The 11,558-nt window shown below is 66.2% G+C and carries 11 protein-coding genes and 1 tRNA gene; 10 read left to right on the top strand and 2 right to left on the bottom strand.

Features of this window, described 5'->3' with window-relative positions:
• Positions 1–146: 146 nt before the first annotated feature.
• A complete protein-coding gene (locus HCH03_RS16640; RefSeq protein WP_281421106.1) occupies positions 147–272 on the top strand; it encodes a hypothetical protein in 126 nt (41 codons plus the stop codon).
• A gap of 88 nt (positions 273–360) precedes the next feature.
• Here the strand turns inward: HCH03_RS16640 and HCH03_RS08940 are convergent, their stop codons facing one another.
• Positions 361–1,677, bottom strand: a complete 1,317-nt coding sequence (locus HCH03_RS08940) for a hypothetical protein (RefSeq protein ID WP_221689221.1) — start codon at positions 1,675–1,677, stop codon at positions 361–363.
• Between the two features lie 107 nt (positions 1,678–1,784).
• Between HCH03_RS08940 and HCH03_RS08935 the strand changes: the two genes are divergently transcribed.
• A complete protein-coding gene (locus HCH03_RS08935) occupies positions 1,785–2,513 on the top strand; it encodes a hypothetical protein (protein ID WP_221689220.1) in 729 nt (242 codons plus the stop codon).
• A gap of 193 nt (positions 2,514–2,706) precedes the next feature.
• On the opposite strand, the gene HCH03_RS08930 is transcribed toward HCH03_RS08935, so the two are convergent.
• Positions 2,707–2,782: transfer RNA gene (locus HCH03_RS08930), tRNA-Arg, on the bottom strand.
• A gap of 65 nt (positions 2,783–2,847) precedes the next feature.
• On the opposite strand from HCH03_RS08930, the gene rlmD reads away from it, so the two are divergent.
• From rlmD to HCH03_RS16635, 8 genes are all read left to right on the top strand, one after another.
• Positions 2,848–4,191 carry a 23S rRNA (uracil(1939)-C(5))-methyltransferase RlmD gene (gene rlmD, locus HCH03_RS08925; RefSeq protein WP_221689219.1) on the top strand — a complete coding sequence of 448 codons (1,344 nt, stop codon included), beginning with the start codon at positions 2,848–2,850 and terminating at the stop codon, positions 4,189–4,191.
• A gap of 260 nt (positions 4,192–4,451) precedes the next feature.
• On the top strand, positions 4,452–4,985 hold the full coding sequence (locus HCH03_RS08920; RefSeq protein WP_185906397.1) for a peptidylprolyl isomerase: 534 nt from the start codon (positions 4,452–4,454) through the stop codon (positions 4,983–4,985).
• A gap of 51 nt (positions 4,986–5,036) precedes the next feature.
• A complete protein-coding gene (locus HCH03_RS08915; protein ID WP_185906398.1) occupies positions 5,037–6,395 on the top strand; it encodes a tetratricopeptide repeat protein in 1,359 nt (452 codons plus the stop codon).
• 192 nt (positions 6,396–6,587) lie between these two features.
• Positions 6,588–6,992 carry a nucleoside-diphosphate kinase gene (gene ndk, locus HCH03_RS08910; RefSeq protein ID WP_015539887.1) on the top strand — a complete coding sequence of 135 codons (405 nt, stop codon included), beginning with the start codon at positions 6,588–6,590 and terminating at the stop codon, positions 6,990–6,992.
• A gap of 74 nt (positions 6,993–7,066) precedes the next feature.
• On the top strand, positions 7,067–8,104 hold the full coding sequence (locus HCH03_RS08905; protein ID WP_080142674.1) for a 4Fe-4S dicluster domain-containing protein: 1,038 nt from the start codon (positions 7,067–7,069) through the stop codon (positions 8,102–8,104).
• The gene (locus HCH03_RS08900; RefSeq protein WP_080142675.1) at positions 8,094–9,005 is read left to right on the top strand and encodes an FAD/NAD(P)-binding protein; all 912 of its coding nucleotides are present in this window, start codon (positions 8,094–8,096) and stop codon (positions 9,003–9,005) included. Before HCH03_RS08905 ends, HCH03_RS08900 begins: the two co-directional genes overlap by 11 nt.
• Position 9,006: 1 nt before the next feature.
• Positions 9,007–9,792: an NADH:ubiquinone oxidoreductase gene (locus HCH03_RS08895; RefSeq protein WP_080142676.1), complete on the top strand. Its 786-nt coding sequence runs from the start codon at positions 9,007–9,009 to the stop codon at positions 9,790–9,792.
• A gap of 10 nt (positions 9,793–9,802) precedes the next feature.
• The coding region (locus HCH03_RS16635; RefSeq protein WP_281421102.1) for a Ni/Fe hydrogenase subunit alpha at positions 9,803–11,558 on the top strand (1,756 nt) is incomplete at its 3' end.

Here is an 11,558-nt window from a genome sequence, read left to right as displayed (position 1 = left end):
GACGAGGTGACCGCCCTCAACATGGTCCACCGCGCCTGCTGCGGCCGCGACATCCCGTGCATCGCGCTCGGGGAGCCGGACGCGCCCTGGGCGAGCCGCCTTCTGCAGGCGGTCGGCGAGGACGATCCCGGGTTCGAGTCGTTCTGATGGCCGTATGGATCGCCCGCGCCGTGCTCGCCGTCGTCGCGCTGGCCGTGCTGCTCGACTGCCTCTACCGCATCGTCCACGTGCCGACTAAGGACGAGGAGCGGGAGAAATGGCGGAGGATGTGAGGCTGGCAAGCCCAAGCGTCGCGTTGGCGGCCGCGGCAGGCTTCTCGGCGCCCAGCAGCGCGACGAGTGCGTTGCTGGGCAAGCATGGTCAGTACTCGACCGTCTCGCCGCCAAACGGATAGGAGACAACCGCCCTTCTTCGATCGACGATTCCGAACTCTTCTATAGCTGCGGAGTCGTCGCTCGCTAAGTCTACCCCCTCGTATAGGTTGTATATGCTCGGTACGAGGATGTGCAGGTCGGCCGCCTCCGTTGATACGGTTTCAACCATATCTCCTTTGGAAACCTCGAAGGACAACTTCACCTTCATGAAGCACGATCTGTCGGGAAAGAAGCATACGGGAATGCAGATGTTCCTACCCGGGTCCACGTTCTCGCTGATAGGATCTTCGTAAACGAAGCTCTCAACCGACGTGTCAACCTTTACGCCGTAGACGCGTTCTCCTGGACCTCCTATCCCGAAATGCACGAACTCGTCGCCATGCAGTTCGAAATCAAAACCGAAATCTACTACGCTGACGTCATCGTAGTTATCGTCCTTGGCCGTGGCTGCAAGCGCGAAGTCTTCGCTTCCGTGCTTGATCAGATCGGTTTTTTTCAAAAAGGGAATCCTGATGTCGGATGCTTCGTCGATATGGGGAACAAGCACCTCTATCGAGGGCTTGCCGAAGTACTCATTGAGGCTGCCGGTCTTGCTCGTCACGCTCATGATAAGGTTTTCGGCAGGTGACCAGCCGTTGTTTATCAGCCTGAGGTCAATTCCGTCGCTTGTGGGTATCGTGGAGGCGAAGATGCGAGGGGGTTCGTCGACGGATATCTCTGAGGCCTCTAGTCGAATTCTCGAGATGTGCATCTCTTTGTCGTAGTTGTTGGTAATTACGACTGTTGTTGCGCATCGGCTCGTGAGTGCATACTGCTTGCTGCCGTCGATGCGGTCTTCGAACAAGGTCAAGCAGGAGGATCCGCCAGCGTTCCTGCTTTCGATTTCGCTCATGTCGTCATCTGTTATAAAGTGGGCGTTCTGCTTCTCCGCGCCCCCGACGCCGTTGCCGTCTCCCAGCTTAATGACCGAGTCGAAATACTCGTCTGTTATGAAGCGGACGTCCGGCTTCTTGACCGACTCTATGTAGCCGAGGTCCCTGGCGGCCTGCCAGGAGAAGGCGGCGATCGTCACCGCCCCTATGAGCGACGCGCTCCCGAGAATGGCGCACGACGCGAGGGCGAGTTCTTTCGCGGGACGCCTCTTGCGGCCGCAGAACCTGCAGGTCGTCGTTTTGAAAAGGCGCTTCTCCACGGGCCTACCGCAGCCCTTGCATATCACGTGCCTCATGGCTATCCCCGTTAACATGACTCGAAAGGTATTAGATGCGGATAAAAGGATATGTCCCGCCAGCTCTTTTTTCAAGGGATGTTCCTCGCCTGCTGCGGGGAGGGTCGCTCCCCCTCGCGACTACCTAAGAGCGTATAATACCGACCTAAAGGGTAATATACAACGGCCTGAGAGGAGCGGTAATGGAAGAGGGCATCACGCGCAAGGGGTTCCTAGCGGCGGCAGCGGCAGCGGGCGCGGCGGCGCTGGTCCCGGCGAGCGCCCTCGCCGACGAGCGGGAGGGCGGGAGCGCCGTCGGCGATATCGACGTGGCGTCGGTGGAGGGCGCCGAGGCGCTCGCGGGGAGCGAGTGGGCGGCGATGGCCGCAGGCTCCCCGATAGACGTGGTGAAGTCCCACAGCGGGATGCACATCATGAATGCGCCGGGCTACTTCGTCTTCACCGGGTGGGACGAGGAACACGATTGGGTGACTGACTCGGGCTTCGGGTACGTTAACGGATCCTTCGTCGTCATGGGCAGGGAGGCGCGCTTCGACGTTTCGAGAATGTGCGTGAGCGGCGTTCCCATGTCCCGCTCGGAAGGGCCGCTCACGTTGATCGACGTGGCGGCGCGGGAGCCCTCCTATCCGCCGAGGTACTGCGTTTCCGGCGGGTGGCTGCACCTGCAGGGCAGGATAACCAACGTGGAGACGGACGGCAGGATCGCCGACCTGAGCGGCCTCGCCGATCCGTCCGCGATCCCGGTCGGCGCGAACCGGAACTTCTGCTGCGTCGGCAACGGGGCGAACGGAGCCCCCCAGTTCTACAACATCTACCTCGCTCCAGACGGGGTGCTGAGGGTAGGTGCCGGCGCCAACCTCGGTGGCAGCGCGTTCGTGGATCTGTCCGGCGTGTCGATGGCCGCGAAGTAGGCGTGCGCCTCTTGTGGGCGCGTGGGCTAGAACTCTTATCGAGCGGCGGAGGCCGCTGATAACTTCCCGCATGCGAGGCAGGCGACGCTTGTCGTAACCCGACCAACGGAAATGATGTACCACTTGATGTACCAGCCGATGTACCACCGGCCACAGAAAAGGCCGGGCGCGCGCCCGGCCTCGGTGTTCTCGCTGGTGCCCTTGACAGGATTCGAACCTGCGGCTTTCTGCTCCGGAGGCAGACGCTCTATCCCCTGAGCTACAAGGGCACGGGGGAAGATTATACGCTATGATGGTTGAAATCGGAAAAACAATGCAAGGAAATCTCACGAACATGGAACAAGCCATCACCATCGAGCGCATGGGCTACGGCTCCGAGGCGGTCGGTCGCCTCGACAACGGGAAAACGGTCTTCGTGGAGGGCGGCGCGCCGGGCGACGTCGCCGTCGTCGAGATCGTGGAGGAGAAGCAGGCGTTCGCCCGCGCGCGTCTCGCGAGGCTCGACGAGCCGTCGGACCTGCGCGTCCAGCCGGCCTGCCCGCACGCGGAAGCGTGCGGGGGATGCCCGTGGGCCCACCTGGCCTACGAAGCGCAGCTGGATGCGAAGCGCGCCAACGTCGCGGCGGCGCTCGTGCGCACGGCGCACTTCGAGCAAGAACGCGCCGACGACCTCGTGCGCCCGTGCGCGCCGAGCAAGCGGCAGTGGGGCTACCGCAACAAGCTCGAGCTGGGCGCGCGTTTCGACGAGCGCGGAGCGTTCATGCTGGGGTTCCACCGCGAGGGCACGCACGACATCGCCACGCCCGACACCTGCCCCGTGGCCGTCAAACCCATCGAGCGCGCCCCCAAAGCCCTGCGCGGCGCGCTCCGGTTCGCCCAGGGGTCTCAGGACCTGGGCATCTTCCGCGTGGGGGTGCGCGGCAGCGTGCGCACGCGCGACGTGGAGGTGGCGCTGTGGACGAAGCCGGGCTCCTTCCCGCGGGGGCACGTGGCCAACACGCTCAAGAGCGCGCTCAAGGCCACGAGCATCGTGCGCGTGCTGGCCGACCCCGGCAAGGCGCGCAAGATCAAGGGCGTCGAAACGCTCGACGGCAAGGGCTGCTGGGGCGAGGAGCTGTCCGGCGCGCGCTTCCTCACGAGCGCGCCGTCGTTTTTCCAGGTGAACACCGCGCAGGCCGAGAAGCTGGTGGCCGAGGTCGTGGCGGGTCTGGGCGGACGCATGGGGGAGGACGGCCCCGAAGGGCTCGACGAGCTGTTCGTGGCCGACCTGTACGCCGGCGGCGGCACGTTCTCCGTGCCGCTCGCGCAGGCGGGCGCCGACGTCGTCGCCATCGAGTCGGCGGGCTCTTCGGTGCGCGATCTGCGCCGCAACGCCGACATGAACGGCGTGGACGTGGAGGTCGTGGGCGGCGACGCGGCCCGCGAGTTGCCGGAGCTGGGCGAGCTGGACGCCCTCGTGGTCGACCCCCCGCGCGCCGGCTTGGCCGACGGCGTGGTGGAGAGCATCGCCCAAGCCGCCCCCGAGCGCGTGGCCTACGTGAGCTGCAACCCCGCCACCTGGGCGCGCGACGTCGAGCGCTTCGAGCGATCCGGCTACCGCCTGTCCCGCGTCCAACCGGTCGACCTGTTCCCCCAGACGTACCACGTGGAGGTCGTCAGCGTGTTCGAACGGGAATAGGAGCGCGTCGCCCACGCTCGGCAAGTCTCGATTCATGCGCCCGCAGCGCTTGGGGAAGGGGTCGCGACCGCCCTCATCCGGTCGCGGGCGCGCCCCTTTCCCGGCGCTTCAACGAGCCCGTGAATGTTATACGATTTTTCCCCTTCGCCAGAGGTTACCTGCTAGAATTCTCAATCGTATGTGGTAATTCGCCAACGCGGCGCGACCGGGCAGGCCCGGCGCGCGCGGTGACATAAACGCAGTGAGGAAAAGGAGCCATCATGGCGCAGTACACGCCCGAATACCAGCCGACCGGCGACGAGATCGCCGTCATCACCACGTCGAAGGGCACGATCCGCGTGCAGCTTCACGGCGCGGACGCCCCCATCCACGTGGGCAACTTCGTCGAGCTGGCGCAGAAGGGCTTTTACGACAACCTGAAGTTCCATCGCTACGTGCCGGGCTTCGTCATCCAGGGCGGCTGCCCGAACACGCGCGACCTGTCCACGCAGGACGTCATCGCCAAGGCCAAGAGCCCCTTCGCGGGCCTCGGCACCGGCGGCCCGGGCTACTCCATCAAAGAGGAGTACACCACGAACCCGCACAACGAGCATAACGACGGCACGCTGGCCATGGCCCGCTCGCAGGACCCGAACTCCGCCGGCTCGCAGTTCTACTTCTGCCTGGGCGACCAGCCCATGCTCGACTCGGGCTACACGGTGTTCGGCGACACGATCGAGGGCCTCGACGTCATCGGCGAATTGCGCGTGGGCGATGTGATCGAGCACATCGAGATCGAGAACGCCGCCGAATAGCGCACGGGGCGCCTGCCCGCCGGGCGCCCTCAACCAAACGTAAGGAAGCAGATGAACAACGACCTATTCCAGCAAGCCCGCGCGGCCTACGCCGCCAAGGACTACGCGAACGCCCTCCAGGCGTTCACGCAGTGCTTGCAGGATGGAAGCCATCCGCTCGCTCCGGGCGAGATGGGGCTGCTCTATCACCAGATAGGCAACTGCCTTGTCAAGCTCAAAGACTGCAACGAGGCCATCCACGCCTACACGCAGGCCACGGCCGACGCGTCCTACGACGCGTGCGGCGCGGTGAACTACAACCTCGGCATGGCCTACGCGGCGCTGCACGACTACGAGGACGCGGTCAAGCACTTCGAGATCGCCGTGTCCGACGCGAAGTACGACACGCCCTACAAGGCCTACAGCGGCATGGGCAACGCGCTGCTGAAGCTGGGCAAGTCCGCCGAGGCCGGCGTGGCGTTTCGCGAGGCGGCCCTCGACGAGGGCAATCCCGACCCCACGAAGGCGCTGCTGAACCTGGGCGTGTGCTTCATGGCGCTCGACCGCCCGGCCGACGCCGTGGCGTCCTACGAGAGCGCCCTGCAGTTCGGCATGCAGCCCGACACGAAGAACAAGCTCTACGCGAACCTCGGGCAGGCCTACGTGGCGTGCGGTCAGATGCAGAAGGCCGTGAACGCCTTCGAGCAGTCCATCGCCGACAAGACGTACTACCTGTCCGACTCCGCGAGCGTCGACTACCAGCGCGCCATCGCGGCCGTGGCCCAGGGCACGTCCGAGATCACGCAGGTCATACCGGCCGTGGCCGCCGCCGACATGTCCGGTTTGGACGTGGCGGCCGACGGCGCGCCCATGTACACCGACGAGGGCGCCTACGCCTACGGGCAGCAGGACCCCTACTATTACGCTGACGCGTACGGCGAGCAGGCGTACTCCGGCACCGAGGCGGGCGACCACTTCTTCAACGCGAGCGACGAAGAGCTGGAGAAATGGTCCAAAGGCCTGGCCAAGCAGGACCGCAAGCGCCGCAACGTGGGGCTGAAGGTGCTCGTGGCCATTGTGCTCGTCGTGCTGGTGGCGTTCGGCGCGGCCGTGTTCCTGTACACGCAGGGCTGGGGCTATCCGACGCAGGACACCGTGGTCAAGGAGCTGTTCGCCGATCCCGACGCCGCCGCTTCCACCGTGTTCGCCAAGGAGGTCGGCACCGACAAGGCCAAGACCATGGTGGAGCCGATCGTGGCCGACGCCAACCCCTCCATCAACGGCGTGGACAAGTCCATGAGCGATTCCACCGTGTACGTGACGGCCAAGACCGCCGAAGGCGGCGACGTGCAGTACAAGGTGTCGCTCGTGCGCGACATGATAGGCTGGAAGGTCTCGAACGTCGAGCTCTACTTCCCGAGCCAGAACTGACAAAAAACAGCGACGCGAACGCGCCGCTGTTTTTTGTCATCCTGAGCGCAGGGAGCGAAGCGACCGGAGTCGAAGGATCCCGTGCGGGCCGATAGGCCGTTCGCGCTCGTGCGCCGCACGGGATCCTTCGACTCCGTCGCAGGGGCGGCTTCGCTCAGGATGACAACATACCAAAGAGAGAAAGGGAACCACATGGCAGTGCAGAAGACCTACACCATGATCAAGCCCGACGGCGTGCGCAACGGCCACATCGGCGAGATCGTCAACCGCTTCGAGCGCGCGGGCCTCACCGTCGAGCGCATGGAGCTGGGCATGGTCACCGACGAGCAGGCGAAGGCCAACTACGCCGAGCACGAGGGCAAGCCGTTCTACGAGGGCCTCATCTCCTACATCACCAGCGGCCCCGTGGTGAAGATGGTCGTGTCCGGCGAGGGCGCGGTGGCGAAGTGCCGCTCGCTCATGGGCGCCACGAACCCGGCGGAAGCGGCCCCCGGCACGATCCGCGGCGATTTCGGCCTCATCATGGACGAGAACGTCATCCACGGCTCCGACAGCCCCGAGTCCGCTGAGCGAGAAATCGGCATCTTCTTCGAATAGTTCTCGCGGGCAGCCCGCCGGGCGGGTACGCTGTTGCACATTAGCAGGCCACCAGACGAGAAAAGGACGAGAGCATGCTGTATCGCGTCATCGATGCCTCCGAACTTCCCTCGCTCGTGTCGGCGTTCATGGAAACCTACGAAGTGGTAGCTCCGGTCAAGCGCGACCGGAGCTACGTGTTCGAGGCCGTGGAATCGTTCGACGACATCGAGCTGGGCTACGACACGACCGTCTCATCGCCCAAGAAGTACTTCCTTCCGCCCACCGAGACGCTGTTCCCCTTCGACGCGCGCGACAACGAGGTGGCGGCCTTCGCGGCCGAGATCACCCCGCGCGTCATCTTCGGCGCCCACGCCTGCGACATCAACGCGCTGAACCGGCTCGACCTGGTGTTCCGCGACGGGCGCTACCCCGACCCGTACTACGTGGCGCGTCGCAAGGCCACGCTCATCGTGGGCGTGAGCTGCACGCCCGACGACACGTGCTTTTGCAACCTGTGGGGCGCCGACGAGGCGCGCTTCGGCTACGATCTGTTCCTGCAGGATCTGGGCGGCAAGTACCTGGTGAGCATATCCAGCGTTGAGGCGGCGAACATCCTGGAGGCGGCGTGCAACCCGCGCGTGGCCACCGACGAGGACCGCATCGAGTTCCGCCACGCCACGCGGCGGCGCCAGGACGCCTTCAACGGCGAGATTCCGGACATCCAAGACGTCGCCATGCTCATGGACGCGTTCCACAAGGACCCGTACTGGGAGGAGCTGGGCGGGCGCTGCCTGGCCTGCACGGCCTGCTCGGCCGTGTGCCCCACCTGCTTCTGCTTCGACATCCAGGACACGCTCGACCCCGATGGGAAGACGGGGCGGCGCGAGCGCACGTGGGACTCGTGCACGTCGCCGCAGTTCGCCCAAGTGGCCGGCGGGCACAACTTCCGCGCCGACGGGCGCAACCGCGTGCGGCACCGCATGTACCACAAGCTCAACGGCTTCCTCGCCAACCACGACCGCATGCTCTGCGTGGGCTGCGGGCGCTGCGTGACGGCGTGCAAAGCGAACATCAATCCCATCGAGGTGCTGAGGTTCTTCGAGAGGAAGGGGGCCGACGATGCCGAGTAGCTGCGCGGTTTCCACCGTCCAGGTGCGGCCGTTCCACGACGAGCCCGCCCCGATGGCGGGCGACGAGATGATGGCCGCCAACCCGTATAGGCCCTGGCCGGCCCGCATCACGTCCATCGTGGACTTGACGGCCACGGAGAAGCTGTTCGAGTTCCGGCTCATCGACGACCGCATCCGCGATGCGTTCCACCACGAGCCCGGCCAGTTCGTCGAGGTGAGCATCTTCGGCGTGGGCGAGGCGCCCATCTCCATATCCAGCTCGCCCACCAAGCGCGGGTTCATCGAGCTGTGCGTGCGCCGCACGGGCGCGTTCACCAACGTGCTGCACGAGATGCAGTGCGGCGACATCGTGGGGCTGCGCGGGCCGTTCGGGCGCGGGTTCCCCATCGAGGACATGAAGGGCCACGACATCCTGCTCGTGGCGGGCGGCCTCGGCATCGCGCCTTTGCGCTCGCTCATCAACAACATCCACGACGAGCGCTCCGAGTTTGGCAAGGTCACCATCATCTACGGGTCGAAGAACCCCTCCGAGGTGATGTTCCGCCAGCAGTTCGAGATGTGGCGCCACCGCAAGGACTTCGACCTCTACCTGACCGTCGACCACCCGGACGACACGTGGGACGGCGAGGTCGGCCTGGTCACGAAACCGTTCGAGCACTTGGAGATCGACGCGTCGAACACGTACGGGGCGCTGTGCGGGCCTCCGGTCATGTACCGCTTCGCCATCGACGAGATGCGGAAGAAGGGCATCAGCTACGACCATATCTACGTGAGCTTCGAGCGGCACATGAAGTGCGGCATGGGCAAGTGCGGACACTGCCAGATCGGGCACCAGTACGTGTGCATCGACGGGCCCGTGTTCAACTACTGGGAAGCCAAGAACATTCAGGGGTCGATGTGATATGAGCGGATACTGCATAGCCTGTCAAGAGAAACCGGCGACGCCGCGCGTCGTGGTGGTGGGGCTGGCCAGCTGCTTCGGCTGCCAGCTGCAGATCACGAACGCCGAGGCGCATCTGCTGGACGTGCTCGGCCAGATCGACGTGCGCTACTGGCAGCTCACCTCGAGCGATCCCATGCCCGAGGAGTTCGACGTGGCCGTCATCGAGGGCGCCGTGACCACCGAGGAGGCCGAGGCGACCGTGCGGCAGCTGCGCGAGCGCGCCGGCGTCGTCATAACCATCGGCGCGTGCGCCACCACGGCGGGCATACCCGGCATGGCGGCGGCGGGTTTCCTCGAGCGCCCCGCGCAGGTGTACGCACACGTGCCCGAGGCTTGCGGCGAGATGATCGCGCCGCGCCCCGTGCAGGCCGTCATCGACGTGGACTTCGAGGTGCGCACGTGCCCGGTGGACTCGCTCGACTTCGTCGACGTGCTCCAGCGCGCGCTGTACGGCTCGAACAAGGCGGTGCCCACGCGCACGATGTGCGGCGACTGCAAGCGCAACGAGACGAGCTGCTTCTTCGGCAAGCAGCAGCTGTGCCTGGGTTTGGTGACGCGCGCCGGGTGCGGAGCCCGCTGCGTGAACCTGGGGCGGCCCTGCAACGGGTGCCGCGGCCTGTCGCCCGACGCGAACCTGCCCTCGGCGCGCGAGGCGTGCGAGCGCTACGGCGTGCCGGTGGCCGACTTCGACAAGGCGCTCGAGATGTTCAACCAGGTGAACCCCGCCCTGCAGACGAGCGAGTGAGGAAACGAGCATGACGAAAACCGCTATACACGTAGACCACGTCGCCCGCATCGAAGGCCACGGCAACGTGCACGTGGTCATCGAGGACGGCATCGTGAAGACCGTGGAGATGAACGTGGTGGAGCCGGCGCGCCTGTTCGAGAGCATGGTGCGCGGGCGCAGCTACCGCGAGGTGTCCTACATCTCCTCGCGCATCTGCGGCATCTGCTCGGCCAGCCACGTGGTCACCGACCTCAAGGCCATCGAGCGCGCCTTCGGGGTGCAGGTCACGCCCCGCACGAGGGCCCTGCGCGAGCTTCTGGTGTACGGCTCGTACCTGCAGAACCACGCCACGCACCTGTTCGTGCTGGCCGCGCCCGACTTCGTGGGCCAGAAGAGCGTGTTCCCGCTGGCCGAGACCGATCCGGAGCTCTTCGACAAGGCCCTGGGCCTGAAGGCGCTCGGCAACGAGCTGTGCACGAAGGTGGGCGGGCGCAGCATCCACCCCATCACGGCCGTGGTGGGCGGCTTCACCCACGAGCTGGAGGCGGGGGAGTACCGCGCGCTGGCCGAGAAGATGGACGAGGCGGCCGCGTTCGCGGCGGCGGCCGTGGACCTGTTCGCCAGCTTCCCCGTGCCGAGCATAACCACGGCGGGCGACATGCTGGCCATGGTGGAGCCCGACTACTACCCGGTGGAGTGCTCCGACACGGCGCGCTTCCTGGACGCCGGCATCGAGTTCGACGCGAACGACGTGGCCGCGCACCTGGAGGAGTACGAGATGCCGCACTCCGCGGCGCTGCTGGCCCGCGTGCGCGAGACGGGGTCGCCCTTCTTCACGGGCGCGCTCGCGCGCATCAACGCCTCGTGGCAGCACCTGGGCCAGAATGCCAAGGTGGCCGCCGCCAAGGCGGGCCTGCGCCCGCCCGAGCGCAACCCCTTCATGAACAACGTGGCCCAGGCCGTCGAGCTGGTGGACGCGCTCGACCGCTGCGCGGGCATCTGCCGCGCGCTGGCCGAGCCGGGCGGCGTGGAGGGTTCGAGCGAGCCCGTGGACTTCGAGGTCAAGGCCGGGCGCGGCGTGGGCTTCACCGAGGCCCCGCGCGGCGCGCTGTTCCACGCACTGGAGTTCGACGACGAGGGCCGCGTCGTGCACGCGTCCATCATGACGCCCACGGCCCAGAACGTGGCGAACCTCGAAGCCGACATGCGCCTGCTGGCCGAGCAGCTCGTGGCGGAAGGCGCGGGAGAGGACGATGTGCGCGGGGAGATAGAGAGGCGGGGGCGCGCCCACGCCCCGTGCTTGCCCTGCCGGGTTCACTGGGGGGTCTGGGGGGCCCACGGCCCGCATGACCTGCCGACGCTGCGAGGCCCCCTCGTGCCCGATCTTCACGCGATCCCGGAGGCTCGCGTACCGAAGTACGCTTCGCCTCCGCGATCCCGCGAATCTCGGGCACGAGGGGGCCTCTCGCTGACTTGCTACGCCAACCGGGGCGGCGGTTTTCGCGCTGCGCGCGAAGCGCAGGACGCTTCGCTCCTGCGCGGTGCAACCTGCGCGAACAACGGCGCCCGCAGATATAGCCGCATACTTCATAGCCCCCGTAGGGGCGCTCTCCTGAGCGCCCGTTCGCGCGAAGCGCGAAAACGCGAGCCTCGGCTGCTTTTCCGGCTGCGCCGGAACGGGCGCTCTGGAGAGCGCCCCTACGGTCAACCTGCCGAAAAAAAAGCGACAGGGGCGGGCGGCCCGAGCCCCGCCCCCCCCGCCGGGGGGGTGCCCCCCCCCCGGA

The sequence above is a fragment of the Gordonibacter massiliensis (ex Traore et al. 2017) genome (assembly GCF_019731765.1).
In the GTDB taxonomy this organism is placed as follows: domain Bacteria; phylum Actinomycetota; class Coriobacteriia; order Coriobacteriales; family Eggerthellaceae; genus Gordonibacter; species Gordonibacter massiliensis.
This window is presented reverse-complemented; position numbering and strand designations above follow the sequence as displayed.

What these genes read in the sequence shown, in the direction of transcription:
- HCH03_RS08900 (WP_080142675.1), top strand. Translation starts at nt 8,094, where the DNA reads ATGCCGAGTAGCTGCGCGGTTTCCACCGTCCAGGTGCGGCCGTTCCAC.
- HCH03_RS08895 (WP_080142676.1), top strand. Translation starts at nt 9,007, where the DNA reads ATGAGCGGATACTGCATAGCCTGTCAAGAGAAACCGGCGACGCCGCGC.
- HCH03_RS08920 (WP_185906397.1), top strand. Translation starts at nt 4,452, where the DNA reads ATGGCGCAGTACACGCCCGAATACCAGCCGACCGGCGACGAGATCGCC.
- HCH03_RS08935 (WP_221689220.1), top strand. Translation starts at nt 1,785, where the DNA reads ATGGAAGAGGGCATCACGCGCAAGGGGTTCCTAGCGGCGGCAGCGGCA.
- HCH03_RS08915 (WP_185906398.1), top strand. Translation starts at nt 5,037, where the DNA reads ATGAACAACGACCTATTCCAGCAAGCCCGCGCGGCCTACGCCGCCAAG.
- HCH03_RS16640 (WP_281421106.1), top strand. Translation starts at nt 147, where the DNA reads ATGGCCGTATGGATCGCCCGCGCCGTGCTCGCCGTCGTCGCGCTGGCC.
- rlmD (WP_221689219.1), top strand. Translation starts at nt 2,848, where the DNA reads ATGGAACAAGCCATCACCATCGAGCGCATGGGCTACGGCTCCGAGGCG.
- HCH03_RS08905 (WP_080142674.1), top strand. Translation starts at nt 7,067, where the DNA reads ATGCTGTATCGCGTCATCGATGCCTCCGAACTTCCCTCGCTCGTGTCG.
- ndk (WP_015539887.1), top strand. Translation starts at nt 6,588, where the DNA reads ATGGCAGTGCAGAAGACCTACACCATGATCAAGCCCGACGGCGTGCGC.